Source organism: Agarivorans sp. MS3-6 (assembly GCF_054112545.1).
The window spans coordinates 310329-331219 of the sequence record NZ_CM134202.1; the positions used below are offsets into that span (position 1 = coordinate 310329).

Sequence of the window (20891 nt, forward strand, 5' to 3'; positions counted from 1 at the left end):
TTTTTAGTCGAAAGCTGCTAAATATTAGTCATTCTGACGCAAATGTGGCCAAGCCATGAGTAAATAACTCACCATTGACCACAAGGTGAGTATCGTGGCGACAAAAAGAAATGCGTAACTCACTTGTGTAAGCAAGGGACTAAACTGGGCAGTAAGCCCAAAAATCGCTGCCATTTGTGCAGCAGTCTTATATTTTCCAATCCAAGAGACCGCAACACTGGAGCGTTTTCCTAATTCGGCCATCCATTCACGTAAGGCAGAAATGATGATTTCGCGAGAAATCATGATTAACGCAGGGATAGTAATCCAAAAAGATTGGTAGTGCTCAACCAATACCACTAGTGCAGCAACCACCATCGCTTTATCAGCAACAGGGTCAAGAAACGCACCAAATGGCGTAGTTTGACCAAGGCGACGCGCTAAGTAGCCGTCTAAGTAATCAGTGACAGCAGCTAAGCCGAATATGAATGCAGCGGCCAGCATCCCCCACTCTACCGGAAGATAGAAGGCAATTAAGAAAAATGGAATTAGTACAATTCTAAACGCGGTTAGTATATTAGGAATGTTTATCATTATTTTTCATTTATAAAACTACTGGCGCTATGTTGCCTAATCTTGCTTAGTGATGCAACGTATCATGGATTTTTTGCGCCAAAGAAGGGCTAATACCCGGCACTTTCTTAATTTCATCAACGCTTGCGTTGTTCATTTGCTGCATTCCACCTAAGTGAGTCAGCAGGGCTTGACGACGTTTTGCGCCAATACCGGGTATATCCTCCAACACACTGGTCTTGCGTGCCTTGTCGCGACGATTACGATGACCAGTAATCGCAAAGCGGTGACTTTCGTCGCGAATGTGCTGAATAAGATGTAAGGCGGGTGAATCGCTAGGCAAATGCACTTCTTGCATTGTCTTACCAATCAACAAGGTTTCTAAACCTGGCTTACGTGTAATCCCTTTAGCCACCCCGACTAACAGCGGCATGGCTTGTAAGTTTAGCGGCTCAAGACTGGCAAAGGCTGCCGACAATTGGCCTTTGCCACCGTCGATAAACAGCACATCAGGAATTTTTTCAGCCAATTGAGCTTTTTGGTAGCGTCGCGTTAAAGCCTGAGCCATCGCCGCGTAGTCATCACCACCGGTAATACCGTCAATATTAAAGCGTCGATATTCAGACTTATTGGGGCCCTGTCTATCAAATACCACACATGACGCCACTGTGCGCTCACCTTGGGTGTGGCTGATATCGAAACACTCCATCCGTTTAATCGGTTTATCTTGTTTGAGCAGCTGCTCCAATTCGGTCACCCGGTGATGGATCGTCGCCTCTTGATTCAATTTAGTCAGCAAGGCATTTTCGGCGTTAGTATTGGCTAAGGCGACAAAGCGTAATTTCTCACCACGTTTTGGGGTACTGAGTTTTACTTTTGAATCGAGTTCTGCTTCTATGGCGGCCTCTATTTCGGGCCAGTCACCTTCAACGTCGGGCAGCAGTACTTCGTTGGGCTGGTTACCTTTGCGTTGCTCAGACAAGTAGTACTGCATAACAAAGCTACGTAACACTTCAGGGACTTCAGCTTGCTTGGGTACTTTAGGATAATAAGAACGACTGCCTAATACCTGGCCATCTCTAATCAGTAGCAAGTGGACAACTGCAATGCCGTTTCTAAAGGCGAAACCCACCACATCACTGTGTTCGGTATTGCCACTTACAAATTGTTGCTCTTGTACTTTACGCATCGCTTGAATTTGGTCGCGAAAGCCTGCTGCAGCTTCGAAATTTAGGCTGTCACTGGCGGCCGACATCTTTTCTACCAACTGATTGATAACCTGTTGGCTTTTACCTTTTAAGAACATGCTAGCAAGATCCACTTGCTGTTGATAATCATCATCACTGACGAGATTAACGCAAGGTCCTGAGCAGCGTTTTAGCTGATATTGTAAACAAGGGCGCTGCCGATTTGCGTACTCGCTATCGCTACATTGGCGGATTGGAAACAACTTTTGCATTAGATGCAAGCTTTCTCGGACCGCGTTGCCGTTTGGATAGGGCCCAAAATAATTACCCTTAGAACGCTTCGCTCCTCGATGCATAGAAATACGAGGGTGTTTGTGCTGACTGATTAAGATGTAAGGGTAAGATTTGTCGTCGCGTAACAATACGTTGTATTTAGGCAGATACTTTTTAATCAGATTGTGTTCGAGTATCAGTGCCTCTGTTTCTGTATGGGTCACCGTGACTTCAATATGTGCAATGTTAGACACTAAAGCTCTGGTTTTATTACTATCAACCGTTTTTCTAAAGTAGCTGCTAAGGCGCTTTTTAAGAGACTTCGCCTTACCAACATAGATCACTTCGTCTGCAGCGTTATACATCCTGTATATACCGCTAGACTCAGAAACCTGCGCTAGAAAAGTTTTACTATCAAAATCTTTAGCAGACAAAATTACAACTTATCTGTATCTATCATTCCATGACGTATTGCTAAGTGAGTGAGCTCTACATCACCATTGATGTCTAACTTGCTAAACAAGCGATAACGATAAGAATTGACAGTTTTAGGGCTAAGATTCAATTGTTCAGAAATGTCGGTGACCTTTTCACCTTTGGTGATCATCAACATTATTTGTAATTCACGCTCAGACAAACTTTGAAACGGGTTGTCTTCAGCGGGGTTAAACTGGCTTAAGGCCATCTGTTGGGCGATCTCGGGCGACAAGTAACGCTGGCCTACATTCACCGCGCGAATAGCTTGTAGCATCTCGTCAGGGGCAGCACTTTTAGTTAAATAACCACATGCACCAGCCTGCATAACCTTAGTAGGAAATGGATTTTCAGTGTGAATGGTTAGTACTATTATTTTGGCATCGGGATCATAGCGAAGAATCTTTCGGGTAGCTTCTAGGCCACCAATGCCAGGCATATTCATGTCCATAAGAATGACATTAGCCTGATTACTTCGACACCATTGAACAGCTTTTTCGCCGCTCTCGGCTTCACCAACAACCTTAAATCCTCTAACGTCTTCTAAAATGCGACGGATCCCTGTGCGCACTAACTCATGATCGTCAACCAGAAATACGTTTATCAAGCGCGTTCTCCGCAGTAACTAAAACATCAATCAATTAATTGGGCGGGTTGGCAAGTCTACAATTACTTGCGCAGCAAACTTTATATCCCATCAAGCCGCGAATTTAAAGGATTAAGCTTTATAAGTTTAGATTTGGTAAGTAATAAAGAGCATTTTAGATAACTAAAACATTTATTGGTTAAGCCTTGAACAGCTTAGGCGATGTCTATCAACGAGCAGTAGTGGCTGCTAAAACGAAAAAAGCTAGCCCAATGGCTAGCTTTTCGAATATGGCGGAGGAGGAGAGATTTGAACTCTCGAAGGGCTATTAACCCTTGCCGGTTTTCAAGACCGGTGCATTCGACCACTCTGCCACCCCTCCGCAGCAACGGGGCGCATATTAACCGCCAATTAGAAGCTTGTAAACTGTCTTTTTAAGGTTTTTTGAAAAAGAGCACTAAGCGCGCAATTAACACACAGAATCTGGACATAAAAAAACCCAGCCTTAGCTGGGTTTAGTAAGGTTTCGCAAGGCTTATTTAGGTAGGTAACTTTTACCCATTAAGAAAGTGTCTACTGCTTGGGCAGCACCACGACCTTCGTTAATAGCCCACACAATCAAGCTTTGACCACGACGAGCATCACCTGCCGCGAATACACCTTTAACATTAGTGGCGTATTCATCGTAAGCAGCTTTAGCATTTGAGCGAGCGTCTTTTTCTACGCCTAACTCATCAATAATACCCGCTTCTGGCCCCATAAAGCCCATCGCCAATAATACTAAGTCAGCTTTAATGACTTCTTCGCTGCCTTTGACTGGCTCAGGAATCATTTGACCATTGGCATTTTTAGCCCAGGTGATCTTGGTGGTATGAACAGCAGTAACATTGCCTTGTTCATCGCCCGCCATCTTCTGTGTCATGACTAAGTAACGACGCGGGTCTTCACCTTGAATCGCAATCGCTTCATCCTGACCATAATCACGTTTAAGCGTGCGCTTAAACTCAGGCCATGGATTATCTTGAGCACGCTCTTGTGGAGGCTGAGGCATAATCTCAAGTTGCATAACGTTGGCACAGCCATGGCGCAATGATGTGCCCACACAGTCAGTACCGGTATCACCGCCACCGATAACCACAACGTGCTTATCTTTAGCACTGATGTAGCGACCGTCATCCAGATTGCTATCCAATAGGCTCTTAGTATTCTTACCTAAAAACTCCATCGCAAAATGAACACCTTTCAATTGACGGCCTTCAACCGGTAAGTCACGCGGTACCGTTGCACCCGTAGCTAACAACAAGGCATCAAAATCATCATGTAAACGATTGATTGAGATGTCTTTACCGATTTCAACTGAGGTTTTAAAAATGATGCCTTCTTCACGCATGATATCAACACGACGCTGCACAATTTCTTTTTGCAGTTTCATGTTCGGAATACCGTACATTAACAAGCCACCAATTCGGTCTGCACGCTCAAATACTGTGACGGTATGACCGGCAGAGTTTAATTGCGCAGCCGCGGCCAAACCTGCAGGGCCAGACCCTACGATAGCCACCGTTTTACCGCTGCGTTTTTTAGGAATGTTAGGTTTAACCCAACCTTCTTTAAAAGCGCGTTCGATAATGTTTACTTCTTGGCTCTTAATGGTTACCGGTGGAGCATTAATACCGAGTACACAAGAGTCTTCACAAGGTGCTGGGCATACACGACCAGTAAACTCTGGGAAGTTATTGGTTTTGTGTAAACGGTCGATTGCATCTTTCCAACGACCACGGTACACCAAATCGTTCCACTCAGGGATCAAGTTATTAATTGGACACCCGGCTACACGTGGTGCGTAGTCTGAGTCACCTGAATGACAAAATGGGATACCACAATCCATACAGCGAGAAGCTTGGTCTTTTACCGCTTCTTCGCTCATCGGCGTTTTAACTTCAAGCCAATCTATCAAACGCTCTGCTGGGTCGCGGTCTGTCGATAGCTTCCTGTCTATTTCCATAAATCCAGTTGGATTTGCCATGTCTCTCTCCTAAACCGCTTCAGCTTTTTGTTTGGCTTGCTCAGCCTTGGCTTTTTTCGCTTGCGCGACGCTATCAAGGTGCATATCGAATGCTGCTACTGCAACGTCATAATCCGACTCGAATTCACCTGTCGCTTTCGCCTCTTTCATGTAATTTTGCATACGTTCGTAATCGGTAGGCATTACACGAACAAACAAGCTTAAGGCATTGTCCCAATCTTCTAGCAACTCTTTAGCGACATCTGAACCAGTATGCGCTAAGTGATTTTCAATTAGGGCTTTCAACTCGGCAGCTTCAGCAGCATCTTCTATGCCACCCAACCTAACCATTTCCATGTTACAACGAGAAGCAAACTGCTTGCTGCGATCAAGTACGTAAGCAACACCACCAGACATACCTGCGGCGAAGTTACGGCCTGTTTCACCAAGAATAACCGCTTTACCACCAGTCATGTATTCACAACCGTGGTCACCAACACCTTCAACGATAGCGGTTACACCAGAGTTACGAACACAGAAGCGCTCGCCTGCAATACCACGGATGTAAGCTTCACCAGAAGTACCACCAAAGAAGGCAACGTTACCTACAATGATGTTCTTACGTGCTTCAAATGGGGCATTCGCATCAGGATAAACCACTAACTTGGCGCCAGATAAACCTTTACCGAAGTAGTCATTGGCATCGCCTTCAAGTTCAAACTTGATGCCCTTGGCAGCAAACGTACCAAAGCTTTGGCCAGCACTACCGCTAAATTTAACCTTAATCGTATCTTCTGGCAGACCTTCTGCACCATAACGCTTAGAAATCTCATTCGACAACATGGTACCAACACTACGGTTAGTATTGATAATGTCAGAACTTAACGATACCGCTTCACCAGACTCTAGTGCTGGAGCTGCATCTTTAATTAACTGACGGTCAACAATGTCGTGAATTAAGTGTTTTTGCTCTTGGCTACAGTAAAGTGTTTCGTTACCGCTATCATCGGCTTTATACAAGATTGGCGATAAATCTACGCCTTTATATTTCCAATGATCAACGTCTGTACGTGGTGTTAAGCATTGACTTTGACCAACCATCTCATTGATGGTGCGGAAACCAAGTTCAGCCATAATCTCACGTAAGCCTTCAACCATCATCTGGAAGAAGTTAACAACGTGGTCAACTTGACCAGCGTAACGCTCACGCAAACGACGGTCTTGCGTAGCAATACCCACCGGACAAGTGTTCAAGTGACACTTACGCATCATGGTACAACCTTCAACCACCAGCGCTGCGGTTGCTACGCCCCACTCTTCGGCACCAAGTAACGTCGCTACAGCCAAATCGCGTGGTGTTTTAAGTTGGCCATCGGCCTGTACCGTAATACGGCTACGTAGTTTATTTTGAATCAGCGTTTGGTGAGTCTCGGCTAGACCAAGCTCCCACGGCAGACCCGCGTGTTTAATTGAGCTAAGTGGAGATGCACCCGTACCACCATCGTAGCCAGCAATAAGCACTACGTCGGCATAACCTTTACATACACCAGAAGCAATCGTACCTACGCCCGCTTCTGATACTAACTTAACGTTAATACGTGCGTCGCGGTTAGCATTTTTCAAATCGTAGATTAGCTGAGCTAAATCTTCGATCGAGTAAATGTCGTGGTGAGGCGGCGGTGAAATTAGACCAACACCCGGTGTTGAACCACGTGTTTTACCAATCCATGCATCGACTTTATCACCCGGTAATTGACCGCCTTCGCCAGGCTTGGCACCTTGAGCCATTTTAATTTGAAGCTCTTCAGCGTTAGCCAAATAATGGCTGGTCACACCAAAGCGACCAGAAGCAACCTGCTTGATCTTAGAGATCATCGAGTCGCCGTTTTCCATTGGCTTGAAGCGAATGGGGTCTTCACCGCCCTCACCTGAGTTACTCTTACCACCAATGCGGTTCATCGCAATAGCTAGCGTGGTGTGCGCTTCCCAAGAAATAGAACCGAAGCTCATTGCACCAGTAGCAAAACGCTTAAGGATATTCTCAGCTGACTCTACTTCGTCTAGCGGCACACTTGGGCGATCAGTTTTAAACTTCAATAAGCCACGTAAAGTGAAGGCTTCTTTAGCTTGGTTATCTACATTGGCCGCATATTCTTTAAATACTTTATAGTCGTTAGTCGACGAAGCATTTTGTAACAAGCGAATAGTCGTTGGGTTAAATAAGTGACGTTCGCCGTCTTTGCGCCAAGCGTAGTCACCACCGGTTTTAAGGATCAGGTCGCTGAACGGATTATCGTCAGCAGGGAAACCTTCGCGGTGACGGTTTAAAGCTTCGGTAGCAATACCATCTAAGCTTAAGCCTTCAATACGGGTTACCGTACCAGTGAAGTATTTTTTAACCACGTCAGAGTTAATACCTAAGGCTTCAAAAATTTGCGCGCCTTGGTATGACTGAAGGGTAGAAATCCCCATCTTCGAGAAGATTTTTAACAAGCCGCTATTTACCGCATTGGTGTAACGCGAAATAACATCGTCGTTAGACATGCTGCTATCAATAATTGCTTGGTCACGCATATCTAGCAAGGTTTCTATGGCTAAGTACGGGTTAACTGCAGCAGCGCCGTAGCCTAATACCGTCGCTAAGTGATGTGTTTCACGTATATCACCTGATTCAACAATCAAGTCAGCGTGAGCACGAATACCTTCACGAATTAAGTAATGGTGAACAGCCGCTGTCGCTAATACCGACGGTACGGCAGCGTGGTCGCTGTCTACTTTTCGGTCACTCAAAATAAGAATTGAGAAGCCATCGTCTACGGCATCTTTAGCATGACGACAAATACGCTCTAACGCTTTCTCAAGGTCGTTTTCTGCGCCAGAAGCGTGGAAAGTTGTATGAATAGTTGCCGCTTGGAAGTGGTTATGGTCAATGCTACGTAGCTTAGCTAACTGCTCGTTAGATAACACAGGTTGCTTGATTTCTACCTTGCGGCAATGCAGCGGAGTTTCTTCAAGTAAGTTTAAATCAGCGCCTACGTAAGTACGTAAAGACATCACCATTTCTTCACGAATAGGGTCAATTGGCGGATTAGTTACCTGAGCAAACAACTGCTTAAAGTAATGCGATAGGTGTGGGTTTTTGTCAGATAAAATCGCCAAAGGCGTATCTGTACCCATTGCACCTAAAGGTTCTTTAGACGTACCCACCATTGGTTTCAATATTGCGTTGATATCTTCTAGGCTATAACCAAAGGCTTTTTGACGCTTCTCTAGGCTATGCTGAGTAGCAAAACGATCGTAGCCTTGTGGTAACGGTAAATCATCTAAAACAATCTTGTTTTCTTCTACCCACTTGCCATAAGGCTGGCTAGAACACACAGTGTGTTTTACTTCGTCATCAGCGATGATTCGGCCTTGCTCTAAATCTGCAATGAAGATTTTACCCGGCTGTAAACGGCCTTTTTGTACTACTTTAGATTGGTCTACAACCAATGCGCCAGTTTCGGAACCCATGACAACCAAGCCATCGTCGGTCACTAAGTAGCGAGAAGGACGTAAGCCGTTACGGTCTAATGTTGCGCCAATGACTTTACCATTAGTAAATGAAATTGAAGCAGGACCATCCCAAGGTTCCATCATGCAAGAGTAGTACTCGTAGAAGGCACGTTTCACTGGGTCCATGTCATCTTGAGTTTGCCATGCTTCTGGCACCACCATCATCATCACTTGCTCTAACGGACGGCCGCTAAGTACAAGCAATTCAACACACATATCTAGGTTAGCTGAATCTGATCGTGAGATATCACAAACTGGATTAATCATATCCAGTTCTTCTTTACTGAAGTTAACACTTGCAAGCAATGATTCACGCGCTCGCATCCAGTTTACATTCCCTTTAACAGTGTTAATTTCACCATTGTGGGCAATGTAACGGAAAGGCTGGGCTAAACGCCAAGCAGGGAAGGTATTGGTAGAGAAACGAGAGTGGAACATGGCAATAGCCGAAACCACACGCGGGTCTTGTAAATCTAAGTAATATTTACGTACCTGAGCGGTGGTTAACTGCCCTTTATAAACGATGGTACGTGAAGACATAGACGCCATGTAGAAGTCTTCACTGACACCCGCAACGGTTGCGTCAGCAATGTGCAGTGTGTATTTGCGTAATACAAACAGTTTACGTTCGAATATTTGCTGGTCTAGATCGGCCGGTCGCCCGATGAACACTTGTTCAATTTGCGGTTCATTATCTAATGAGGCCTGACCCAAACTAGAGTTATCTTTTGGAACAACTCGGTAGCCTAATAAACTTAAGCCTAGTTTCTCAATATTACGTTTGAGAATTTCACGACATTCACGACGAATCGCTTCATCGGCTGGGAAGTAAACCATGCCCACGCCGTACTCACCGGGTTTAGGTAAGCTGAAACCCAGTTTAGTGGCTTCTTCGTTAAAAAACTCGTGAGGAAGCTGAATGAGAATACCTGCGCCGTCGCCGCTATCGACGTCACAACCAGTACCGCCACGGTGCTCCATGCAAGTAAGCATAGTCAATGCGTTTTCGATCACATCATGACTTTTACGCCCTTTTAAATGGGCAACAAATCCGATACCACAGCTATCGTGTTCGAATTCTGGCCTATACAGGCTCTTATTGTGTTGAGTTATGTTTGTCATCCAGTAATTCCTATTTACTGCTATATTAATGTTATTCAGACTAATAAGTCGTAGAACACTAATAGTATTTTCATTTAAAGAGGTGCCCCATCATCGACTGATGATGTGTAAACAACCACCATTCACAGACAATTATTCTAGAAACCTCCAAAACAACAGCATTCAATAACGCAGGAGCTAATCCATTCGTCACGAAAGTAAAAGAAATGCTACCACAGATATAATCCGAATTTCAGACTTGACTTGAAATTAAACACGATTTTTTTTTACATAATTGTATAAGCGGCTAAAAAAACGCGTTTTTTCTCATTATTTTTGCAGAAAAATTCACTATATCTGCACTCAATGGGGTCAAGCAGGGCAACTCGTAATAAAATAACGTAATTTGTAAATCAAATTAGCCAAGGTTGTTATTGAAAAGGTTATCTTGAGTTACAAAAGTAAGTTGACTGACTTACACTTACAAAAAAGCCAGCACTGTCGGCTGGCTTCATGCAATCGTTTAGGTATTAAACCGCGTCAAACTGTCGTTGTAACGGCGGCATTATTTGCTTTTTACGGCTAACAACACCTGGCAGGTCAATAACAGAACCTTCCAAAGTGCCACCTAACGTAGAGGCCACTAAGGCCGCTTCGTCACTACAAATTAAACCGGTAGAATTTAAAGTAGTAATATCAGTGAGTACAACTAACGCAGTATGGTAGTTGTTGGCTTGTTTAAGAGCCACTAAAGCGGTTTCTAACTCGTCTAAACGAGCAAGAACAGGTGTCACTGAGGTTAACTCTAATTGAGCGATAGCAAACTGCTTACCATTGATCTCGTAAACTTTTTGGTCTCTAAGTACTAATTCTTCAGCAGGCACTGACGCTACATCTGATTTGGCAGCAAACTGCTCATCGGCAAAAGCGTCAATGTCAGCAACACCGGCTAATTCAGCTAATGCTTCAGCAGCGGTGCGGTCAATCGGTGTAAAGGTGGGTGAATTAAACTTAACCGTATCACTTAAGATAGCACCTAGCATTAAGGTAGCAGCTTCTTTACTTGGGATGATGTTCGATGCTTGGTACATGCTGTAAACAATAGTACAGCTACACCCAACAGGGCGGATCCAACACTCAACCGGCTCAGCCGTGGTTATATCCCCCAGTTTATGGTGATCAACAATACCGCGAATGTTGGCTTTTTTAGCGTCTTTCGGCGCTTGGCCCCAATCAGAGTAATCAATAAGCCAGACATCTTCACCAGCAATTTCAGTGCGGATTTCTGGTGCTTCAAAGCCAATCTTATTTAACAGAAATTGAGCTTCTGGGTTCGGTTCACCTTGCGCAATCGCGGTAGCAGGCGTGCCTTGCTTGGTTAATAACTCTGCTAAAGATATCGCGCCAGCGATACTATCGCAGTCTGGATTAGTGTGTCCTAGTACTAACATCTGTTATCCGTCTCACTTTAATCGTAAATCAAAAGGGATAGGCAAAAAGCCCCGTGTATAGTTCGATCATAGGGCTATGCGTGGATGAGTGCAATACTACCTTTTGTATAAAAGCCAATTGAATTTAAGCGGCATCTTTGAGCCGCTTAATCTTAAAATCTATTGCTCAGTGATGTTTTGGTGACACGAGATAAGCTTTTTAGATGTCGGATTTGATTTTCTTTAGCAAAAATATCGTTATACTAGCTATTCGTTTTAACAAAACTAACAAACAACTCAGTCAACTACGGAGTGAAATGAATGAATCAGCCCAGCACGATAAACTATAGCGCTGCATCGAAACTGGAGACCAATAAGGTTTTGCGTAACACTTACGCGTTATTGTCGATGACCTTGTTTACCAGTGCAATCGCAGCTTTCGTTTCGATAGCCGCCGGCATCGGCCACACGACAGCTTTTGTTATGGTAATAGCTGCTTTTCTCATCCTATTTTTTGTGATACCTCGCAGTATTAACTCATCTATGGGGCTAGTTTGGACCTTTGTATTCACTACGTTGTTGGGTGCATCTTTAGGCCCAACAATTGGTCATTACCTGCAGTTTCCTCAAGGCCCGGCAATCGTAATGCAAGCCTTAGGCATGACTGGCTTAATCTTCTTTGGTTTGTCTGGCTACGTGCTGACCACCAAGAAAGACTTCTCATTTATGAGTGGCTTTTTAATGGCTGGTGTCATTGTATTAGTAGTAAGCATGCTGCTTAACATCTTCTTACAAATACCAATGCTTAGCTTAGCCATCAGCGGCGCGGCAGTGATGCTGTTTTCTGGCTTTATCCTTTACGATACCAGTAACATCATGAACGGCACCGAGACCAACTATATTCGAGCTACTATATCTATGTACTTGAATATATTTAATATTTTCGTACACTTATTGCAAATACTAGGCTTTTTGAACGACGACTAGATAGCTTGCACAAGGATAATTACGCCCTGTCCTGTACAGGGCGTTTTCATTTATGGCCTTAACACTCCCTATTGACGCTTCAAAACTCAACTGGACGATAGCTTTAAAAGCAGCAGGCCTTGCTACGCTTATTTTAAGCCTTGGCCTAGTGTTCAATCTTGATATCGCCCTCACTGCGACATTGGGTGTGGTTGCCGCAGGCCTTTCTGACAGCCCCGATTTTTATCAGCACCGCCGACAAAGCACCCTGTTAATGGCGTTCAGTTTCACTTTAGCTAGTGTATCGGTCACCCTACTCTTCCCTTGGCCTTGGTTATTCGCATTGGGCTTATTTAGCTCTACCTATTTATTTATGCGGATGCCGGTATTAGGACAAAAATACGGTGCTATTTCTTTATGTTCGTTAATCATCGCTATCTATACCATGCTGGGCTACAGCACTTACGCTAACCCATGGCAACAACCTTTATGGCTTGTCATTGGGGCTTTGAGCTATGCCTTATTGTCATTATTAATCAATGCGCTATACCCAACGCGTTGGCTAGATAAGCAATTAGATCAAATTTTTCGCCAAATCAGCTTATATCAGCTAACTAAAACACGTTTGTTTCAACGTGAATCGAACATCAACGATATCCAAGTAAAATTAACGGCACAAAGCGCCGATATTGCCGAACAACTCGGCGTAATACGACATGGTTTGTACGTATACCAGCAACGCAACAAACAGCAGGTTGGCTCTAGCCAGATGGACCGCTTCTTTAAGGCTCAGTTATTACACGAACGCTTAAGTTCTTCGCATTTAGATTATCAACGCCTACAAAAAGTACTCCCTAGAACCTTGCTAGCCGAAACACGTACGGTATTAGTAAAAATAGCCCGTGTCATTGGCGCGAATAAGGTAAACAGTGAAGTAGAGGAGGAATTGAACCTCGCCATTGATGACATTGAAAGGTCACGTGCCAACTTAAAAGACGTTCCTCCTCGTTTTGCCTATATGCTTAAAAATTTAAAAAAAGTGACGGCCTTATGTTTTCACGAACAGCACTTCCCCGAGCCTGAACAAAAGTTTTCCCCCTTTAGAGCCATTTCGTTAAAGCAATACTTTCAACAGCTCTTCGATTTTAGTTTATCCGTTAATCGCCATGCCTTGAGAATGGCGACCATTATGTTGGTCGCTTATGGGATGATCCAAGGGGTTGGCGACGAGCACGCATACTGGTTAATGCTAAGTTGCTTACTGGTTGTTAAACCCAATTATCACGACACTAAAAAACGCGTAGATAAGCGAGTATACGGCACTATAATTGGCGTGATACTAGCGGCAGGTTTGAGCTTTTTGGCACTACCTGATCTTGTTACCACAGCCTTACTACCCGGCTTAGTCCTACTGTTTTTCTTATTCTTTCATGTAAACTATGCGATTTCGGTAGCAGTGATAACCATCTTTGTTGCCATGTCGCTAGACATTCAAGGTTACCCTGCCAATGAAGCCTTAGCGGTAAGAACTATTGTTACCATTATTGGTGCGTTGATGGCATTAACCGCGATGCGCTATCTCTGGCCCGACTGGCAACATAAGCAAAGCCGCAAAATTATCAGTCAATTATTTACCAATATTGCAGCATACCAACGCGCTATATTTGAGCAATATTTTAACCAGTCAGCCGAAGAGAGCACAGAATTCCGTTTAAGCCGTTACCATGCATATCAAAGTGAAGCTGAGTTAGTGAGGCATTGGCAACATATGCTGGCAGAGCCCAGCGCCAAACAGCGCCTTTCACCTGAACTCTATCAATTAGTGGGTCTAAGCCATCACTTGTTATCCCACTTGTCGGCTTTATCGACTCACCGCAGCCAATTACAATCTAGCCAAGCCGCCCAAAGTTTGGCGGCTTTAGGTGAACGCTTCCAAGATGAGTTAATCGTAATGCATGATTACTTATTATTAAAATCGGCTCAGCGACCAAGCTTGAGCTTACAGCACGACACATTGATGCGTTCTATCAATCAGTTGCTGCCGCAATTAGTCGGTAATGAGCTGCTCATTGCTTATCAGCTGCAGTTGATTGGCAAAGATCTAAAACAAATTCGCCAGTTACTGTTGAACGGTAAATGGTAAACTCCCCCTATCACCATGTTACAAGGCAAGTCAGTTTTCCATGATTGAATTTAACGGCCAATACTACCAAACCGATAAAAATGGTTATTTACTTGAATTAGATGTTTGGTCTGAAGATTTAGCGGCGCATATTGCTCAGCTTGAAAATATAGAGATGACCGAGGCCCACTGGGAAGTGGTTAGGTTTGTGCGTAATTTCTATTTAGAATTTAATACCTCTCCGGCGATGCGAGCGCTAGTAAAAGCGATGGCGAACAAGTTTGGCCCAGACAAGGGGAACAGTCGTTACTTATACAAATTGTTTCCTGAGGGACCTGCCAAGCAAGCGACCAAAGTGGCAGGCTTACCAAAACCCGTTAAGTGTATTTGAAGCCTACTCTGCCGCTTCTATGCGCTATTGGTTACATAGATTGGATGCTGACCTTTTGTTGGCGTTGCGATTAACTTCTAATCCACTACACCATAAACAGACCAGATTAGCAGGGCGTTGGGATAAGTGCTAAAACAAAAAAAGCGCCTAAGGGCGCTTTTTTTGGCTTTACTGCTCACTAGATAGAAATAGTGTCTGCGCCGCCCATATAAGGCTGTAAAACCTCCGGTATATCAATGCTACCGTCGGCGTTTTGGTAGTTTTCAAGGATGGCTACCAAGGTACGACCTACCGCTAAACCCGACCCATTCAATGAGTGCAACAACTCTGGTTTTTTAGCACCCGTTGGGCGAAAACGCGCTTGCATGCGGCGTGTTTGAAAATCTTCACAGTTAGATACTGAAGATATCTCACGATAAGCCTCTTGCGCGGGCACCCATACTTCTAAGTCATAGGTTTTAGTCGCGCCAAAGCCCATGTCGCCAGTACACAGAGTCACTACACGGTATGGAAGTTTAAGTTTTTGCAAAATGTTTTCTGCGTGCTGGCGCATTTCTTCTAAGGCATCGTAAGAAGTCTCAGGTTTAACTAACTGCACCATCTCTACTTTGTCGAACTGATGTTGACGAATTAAGCCCCGAGTATCACGACCATAAGAGCCAGCTTCACTGCGAAAACATGGTGTATGAGCCGTCATACGAATGGGTAGCTCAGTTTCGTCAACGATAGTGTCTCGTAACATATTGGTTAACGGCACTTCTGCGGTAGGAATCAAGCTCATGCCAATACCTTCTTCGGTAGCAGGCTGAGTGTGAAATAAATCCTTACCAAACTTAGGCATTTGACCCGTACCATACAGCGAATCTGAGTTCACCAAGTAAGGGACATACATCTCTTGGTAAGCGTGTTCTTCGGTATGGGTATCTAACATGAATTGAGCAATAGCCCGGTGTAGCTTGGCAATTTTACCCTTCATGACGATAAAGCGAGACCCACTAATTTTAACCGCATTGGCAAAATCTAAGCCTTGTAAATCAGTCCCTACATCAACGTGGTCTTTCACCTTGAAATCAAAGCTTGGTAGCTCACCCCAAGTATGTAACTCAACGTTTTCGTCTTCATCTTTACCAATAGGCGCACTAGGGTGAGGCAAGTTTGGTAGGGTTAAAGAATAGTCTTTAATTTCTTCCAGTAAGGCATTTAACTCGCTTTTAGCTGCATCTAGCTTCTCGCCTAGTTGGCCGACTTCGGCTAACAAAGGCGCTATATCTTCACCACGCCCTTTTGCCTGACCAATTGATTTGGAACGGGTATTACGCTCGTTTTGCAGTTCTTGGGTACGAACCTGTAGCTCTTTACGACGACTTTCTAGTTCAGTCAATCGCGCTACGTCTAGTTCAAAGCCACGAGTCTTTAAGCGCTCTGCGGTGGTTTCTATTTCGCCGCGCAACAAATTAGCGTCTAACATTCAATAACCTACTTCCAATTCAAATAGTTAATTACTAGCAATGTTGGAGACAACAAATCCCTATTCAATGTCTAAAACACCGCTAAATGTATGGTTTACAAAACTTGCTTATTATAAAGCAACTACTAGTAGACACAATCTAGCTTTCCACTAGATTGGGTAATAAAAAGAAAATAGTTTCGATAAGTAGTCGGTTACTTGGCGTGTTGGTCTAAATCTTTTAAGTAACGAAGCTTTTCTGCAATCTGCTTTTCTAAACCACGCGCTTGGGGATAATAAAACTGATGCCCTTGTAAGCCTTCAGGCATGTATTGCTGCCCTGCGGCATAAGCGTTTGGCTCATCATGCGCGTAGCGATACTCCGCGCCGTAGCCAAGTTCAGCCATTAATTTAGTGGGGGCGTTACGCAAGTGCACCGGAACGTCAGCATCACCGTGCTCTTTAGCGGCAATCCGAGCCGCTTTAAAGGCCGTGTATACGGCATTACTTTTGGGTGCACAAGCCAAGTACACCACCGCTTGCGCAATAGCTCTCTCTCCTTCGGCAGCGCCGACTCGTGTATAGCAGTCCCAGGCGCTAACAGCGATTTGCATCGCTCTAGGATCAGCATTACCGACATCTTCTGAGGCAATAGCTAAACAACGACGGGCAACCGATAAAGGGTCACCACTGGCTTCAAGTATACGGCTATACCAATATAACGCTGCATCAGGCGCTGACCCGCGAATCGATTTATGTAAAGCCGACAATAAGTCGTAGAACTTATCCCCGCCTTTGTCGATATGGCTATAACGCTCTCCCGCTACTTGTTTCAGTAGCGCAAAGCTCAAATACTTGCCGTGTTCGTTGGTTTCGGCTAGTTCAGCCATCATTTCTAACAAATTGAGGGCTCTGCGCGCATCCCCGCTCACCAAGTTTGCTAAAGCGTCTAATACGCCCTCTTCAAAGCTAAGCCCTTGCTGCTTGAGGATCTGATCATGATTAATCGCTCGATCTAAGAGTTGCAATATGGCCGTACTATCGAGCGAGCGCAGCACATAAGTTTTCGCTCTCGATAACAAGGCGTTATTTAATTCAAAAGAAGGGTTTTCGGTGGTTGCGCCAACAAAAATAACTGTACCGTTTTCTACGTAAGGTAAAAATGCATCTTGCTGACTTTTATTAAAGCGATGTACTTCATCAACAAATAAAATAGTGCGGCGGCTGACTTGTTGATTTTGTTGAGCCCGCTCAATAGCAGCTCTGACCTCTTTAATCCCCCCGGTAACAGCGGATATTTTTTCAACTTCTGCATCTGCATAATGAGCGGCTAACTCAGCAATGGTTGTTTTACCGGTGCCAGGAGGCCCCCAAAGGATCATTGAGTGCAACTGGCCGGTAGCGATGGCTTTAAACAAAGGTTGGTCACTACTCAATATATGCTGCTGCCCCACATAATGCGCTAACTCAGTGGGTCGCATTCTTGCAGCAAGAGGCCGAAAATCGGCCTCAAAATTCAGCTCCAAGCTCATTAACGTTGGTCGTCTATCATGGTATTGGCTGGAGTATCAAAGCTAAACAGCGAATCTGATAACTTAGGGTTGGCTTTAAAGGCTTGCAAACTAAATTCACTGCGTTGGCCTGTACTCTCAATAATATCGAAACGAGAAATACTATTGTCAGCATCGAGTTTCACCCAAAATGCCGCTTGTAAGGGGTCAGTTTTAGATTTAACCAAGTAGCCATGTTGTACTTTTTCAACCTGATACTGAGCCCAGCTTTCAGCTCTGTCGTCGGCTAATAAAATGATCGGCGACTGGCTGGTCGCTTCTGCCGCATTCATAATAGTGACTTGTTCAACAAACGGACTGTAGTACCAAATAGTGGTGCCGTCTGACACCATCATATCTTGCTCAGGTGCAACCTGCTGCCAATTTAATTTTGCTGGTCGAGCTAAGCTAAGCTTGCCTTCAGCTTCATGAATGTTTACTCCATCGGCATCTACTACCACCTGTTTAAACTCGGCTTGGAAACTATTTAGCTTGGCTAAATGTTGCTTCAATTCGCTGGCGGCGTCATTTGCAAAAGCACTGAACGATACTAATAGCAGCATCGCTATTTTTATTATTGTTTTCATAATCAACTCTTTAATCAATTCGCACTGGCGGCGGCGCAATAACCTCACGGTTACCATTATGTCCCGGTGAACTAACAATACCTTGGACTTCCATCTGTTCAACAATTCGAGCAGCTCGGTTATAACCAATTTTAAATTTGCGCTGTACGCCAGATACCGAGCCACGGCGAGTTTCGGTGACATGCATAACAGCTTGGTCGAATAAAGCGTCGAGTTCTTCATCTGATTCGGCCACCTCACCGGGTAGCATTGCGTCTGGCCCTGCTTCTCCATTTAAAATTTCGTCAATGTAATCAGGTTCACCACGCTCCTTCCATGCGGATACAACAGCATGTACTTCATGGTCATCAACAAAAGCTCCGTGAACCCGGGTAGGCACACCCGTACCCGCAGGAAGGTATAACATATCTCCCATACCTAACAGGGTCTCCGCACCTTGTTGATCCAAAATAGTTCTAGAATCGATACGACTAGATACCTGGAAGGCCATTCGGGTTGGAATGTTAGCTTTAATCAAACCGGTTATCACATCAACCGAAGGACGCTGAGTGGCTAATACTAAATGTATCCCTGCAGCACGCGCTTTTTGGGCAATCCTGGCAATCAGCTCTTCTACTTTCTTACCAACAATCATCATCATGTCGGCGAATTCATCGATAACTACCACGATATGTGGGAGTTTATCCAAGGTTGGCGCTATCTCCGCCATGCTATCTTCGGGTTTCCACAAGGGGTCTACTATCGGGTTACCAGACTCAATGGCATCGAGTACCTTTTGGTTGTAACCCTTTAGGTTACGAACCCCTAACGCCGACATCAATTTATAACGACGCTCCATTTCTCCGACACACCAACGCAAAGCGTTGGCCGCTTCTTTCATATCGGTCACCACCTCTGACAACAAATGTGGAATCCCCTCGTAAACCGATAGCTCCAACATTTTGGGGTCAATCATGATTAACCGAACATCTTCTGGCGTTGATTTATAAAGCAGGCTCACGATCATGACATTTACGCCAACTGACTTACCAGAACCGGTGGTACCGGCGACAAGCAGGTGAGGCATTTTAGCCAAATCAACCACCACAGGCTGGCCAGCAATATCTTTCCCCAAAACCATTGTTAATGGTGATTTAGCTTGATGGAAAACCGGACTGTCTACCACTTCACTTAAGTAAACAATCTCTCTAAATCGATTAGGCAACTCTAAACCAATCACCGACTTCCCAGGAATAACCTCTACCACTCGTACGCTGATTGCAGATAGTGCTCTGGCTAAGTCTTTTGAAAGGTTAGTAATTTTACTCACCTTCACACCCGGCGCTAAATCTAATTCAAAGCGGGTAATGACGGGGCCAGGGTGCACCGCGACCACAGAAGCTTGAATATTAAAATCGAGTAACTTGGCTTCAACCAAACGAGACACTTGTTCTAATTCTTCGGCTGAAATAGGATTTTCTTTTTTGTTCGGCCTGTCTAATAAATTCATGTCGGGCAAGCGGCTTAACGTCGGTTGAACAGCCTTAGCGGGGGTAACAGCAGGCTTTACCACTGGCTTATGCGCAACCGGTACCGATTCGCTATCAAAAGGAATGTCGGGCATGGGTTCGGGGGGTGTTTGATCGATAATAACACTGGGAGGGTCTATCGCTTCATCTTCAAACGCAAATTCAACCTCATCTTTGGCATTGGCTAACTCTTGCTCGAAATCAGACTCCACTGAAAAGTGCGGCTCTTGAGGCTGGTAACTTGCAATATCACTATCAAGAGGCTTAGCGTCGATAACACTTTCTGAATAATCTTGGTACTGACTAAGGTCGGTGTCTGGTTCACGCAACTCCTCAGGCGCTGACTCAGCGCTAATGCTAGGTTCTCGCTGAGAGCCAACTGCTGTATCGGCATCAAAGTCACGCATTAATACGTCTTTTTCGATCTCAGCTTGTTTATTCTGTTTGATACTTTGTGGCAAAGATATCAATGAGTTGAACATTGAGTTCAAGGTAGCGCCTAACTTTTCGACGATTTGAACCCAAGAAACGCCGGTGAATAAGGTAACCCCACCGGCAAATACCGCTAACAAAATGATACTAGTGCCTAACAGGCCAAACACTGGAATCATCAGCTGAGTGAATACATCGCCCACTAAGCCTCCTGAAGAAAAATAATAAAAGTCATCAATATGAATGCTCGACAAAGTCGTTAAACTAGCAAAAGTAAAAACAAAGCCGATAACACGCAGCCCTAAAGTAAAAAAATCTATCTGCGCAATCGGACATGGCCGCCAAAATAACGCCCAAGCGAGCAAGCCACAAATAATGGGTACGCTATAAGCGACAAAGCCAAAACTAAATAGCAGTAAATCAGCAAACCAAGCACCAGAGCTTCCTCCTGCGTTGGCTACTGTTTGCTGAACGGCTGTTTGTGACCAGCTAGGGTCACTAGGGTTAAAGGTTAATAAGGCTACCATTAGGTACACACCTAAAGCGCCCATTGCGATAGCACAGACCTCCGCAATTCGAGCAAAGCCAGACAATCTGTTGTCTGTTAAATCAGTCACAAGCGATCCCTTGAACTAGTGGTATTCCAATTAGTGTTTTATTTTGGCTGAAAACAAAACAAGCGGCACCAGCCGCTTGTTTTACTTTATCAAAAATGAATTGGAGGG

At 44.5% G+C, this 20891-nt stretch carries 13 protein-coding genes and 1 tRNA gene; 3 read left to right on the forward strand and 11 right to left on the reverse strand.

What is annotated here, in order from left to right; all coding sequences use genetic code 11:
• Positions 1 to 24: 24 nt before the first annotated feature.
• The 7 genes from pgsA to ACVFI8_RS01530 form a co-directional block, all read right to left on the reverse strand.
• The gene (gene pgsA, locus ACVFI8_RS01500) at positions 25 to 573 is read right to left on the reverse strand and encodes a CDP-diacylglycerol--glycerol-3-phosphate 3-phosphatidyltransferase (RefSeq protein WP_248715210.1); all 549 of its coding nucleotides are present in this window, start codon (positions 571 to 573) and stop codon (positions 25 to 27) included.
• Between the two features lie 46 nt (positions 574 to 619).
• Positions 620 to 2446 (reverse strand): excinuclease ABC subunit UvrC, encoded by a 1827-nt coding sequence (gene uvrC / locus ACVFI8_RS01505; protein ID WP_457872835.1) that lies wholly within the window; start codon positions 2444 to 2446, stop codon positions 620 to 622.
• Positions 2447 to 2448: 2 nt separating this feature from the next.
• The gene (uvrY, locus tag ACVFI8_RS01510; RefSeq protein ID WP_248715209.1) at positions 2449 to 3093 is read right to left on the reverse strand and encodes a UvrY/SirA/GacA family response regulator transcription factor; all 645 of its coding nucleotides are present in this window, start codon (positions 3091 to 3093) and stop codon (positions 2449 to 2451) included.
• 270 nt (positions 3094 to 3363) lie between these two features.
• Positions 3364 to 3454, reverse strand: a tRNA-Ser gene (locus ACVFI8_RS01515).
• Positions 3455 to 3607: 153 nt separating this feature from the next.
• Entirely contained in the window at positions 3608 to 5098 is a 1491-nt protein-coding gene (locus tag ACVFI8_RS01520) for a glutamate synthase subunit beta (RefSeq protein ID WP_248715208.1), read from the reverse strand.
• Positions 5099 to 5107: 9 nt separating this feature from the next.
• A complete protein-coding gene (gene gltB / locus ACVFI8_RS01525; RefSeq protein ID WP_457872836.1) occupies positions 5108 to 9754 on the reverse strand; it encodes a glutamate synthase large subunit in 4647 nt (1548 codons plus the stop codon).
• Positions 9755 to 10263: 509 nt separating this feature from the next.
• Complete coding sequence (locus ACVFI8_RS01530) at positions 10264 to 11184, reverse strand: manganese-dependent inorganic pyrophosphatase (RefSeq protein WP_457872837.1); 921 nt, start codon at positions 11182 to 11184, stop codon at positions 10264 to 10266.
• Between the two features lie 300 nt (positions 11185 to 11484).
• Here ACVFI8_RS01530 and ACVFI8_RS01535 point away from each other — a divergent pair, with 300 nt between their 5' ends.
• Genes ACVFI8_RS01535 through ACVFI8_RS01545 form a run of 3 tightly spaced genes read left to right on the forward strand, consistent with a single transcriptional unit; the run spans position 11485 to position 14642 of the window.
• The gene (locus tag ACVFI8_RS01535; protein ID WP_457872838.1) at positions 11485 to 12150 is read left to right on the forward strand and encodes a Bax inhibitor-1/YccA family protein; all 666 of its coding nucleotides are present in this window, start codon (positions 11485 to 11487) and stop codon (positions 12148 to 12150) included.
• A 52-nt stretch (positions 12151 to 12202) separates the two neighbouring features.
• Positions 12203 to 14272 (forward strand): FUSC family membrane protein, encoded by a 2070-nt coding sequence (locus ACVFI8_RS01540; protein WP_457872839.1) that lies wholly within the window; start codon positions 12203 to 12205, stop codon positions 14270 to 14272.
• Positions 14273 to 14312: 40 nt separating this feature from the next.
• Complete coding sequence (locus ACVFI8_RS01545) at positions 14313 to 14642, forward strand: TusE/DsrC/DsvC family sulfur relay protein (RefSeq protein WP_457872840.1); 330 nt, start codon at positions 14313 to 14315, stop codon at positions 14640 to 14642.
• Positions 14643 to 14820: 178 nt separating this feature from the next.
• On the opposite strand, the gene serS is transcribed toward ACVFI8_RS01545, so the two are convergent.
• From serS to ACVFI8_RS01565, 4 genes are all read right to left on the reverse strand, one after another.
• On the reverse strand, positions 14821 to 16110 hold the full coding sequence (gene serS / locus ACVFI8_RS01550; RefSeq protein ID WP_457872841.1) for a serine--tRNA ligase: 1290 nt from the start codon (positions 16108 to 16110) through the stop codon (positions 14821 to 14823).
• 194 nt (positions 16111 to 16304) lie between these two features.
• Positions 16305 to 17621, reverse strand: coding sequence for a replication-associated recombination protein A (locus ACVFI8_RS01555; RefSeq protein ID WP_457872842.1), 1317 nt, complete (start codon positions 17619 to 17621; stop codon positions 16305 to 16307).
• Positions 17621 to 18226, reverse strand: coding sequence for an outer membrane lipoprotein chaperone LolA (lolA, locus tag ACVFI8_RS01560; RefSeq protein ID WP_457872843.1), 606 nt, complete (start codon positions 18224 to 18226; stop codon positions 17621 to 17623). Before lolA ends, ACVFI8_RS01555 begins: the two co-directional genes overlap by 1 nt.
• 10 nt (positions 18227 to 18236) lie before the next feature.
• Entirely contained in the window at positions 18237 to 20717 is a 2481-nt protein-coding gene (locus ACVFI8_RS01565) for a DNA translocase FtsK (protein ID WP_457873803.1), read from the reverse strand.
• Positions 20718 to 20891: the final 174 nt, after the last annotated feature.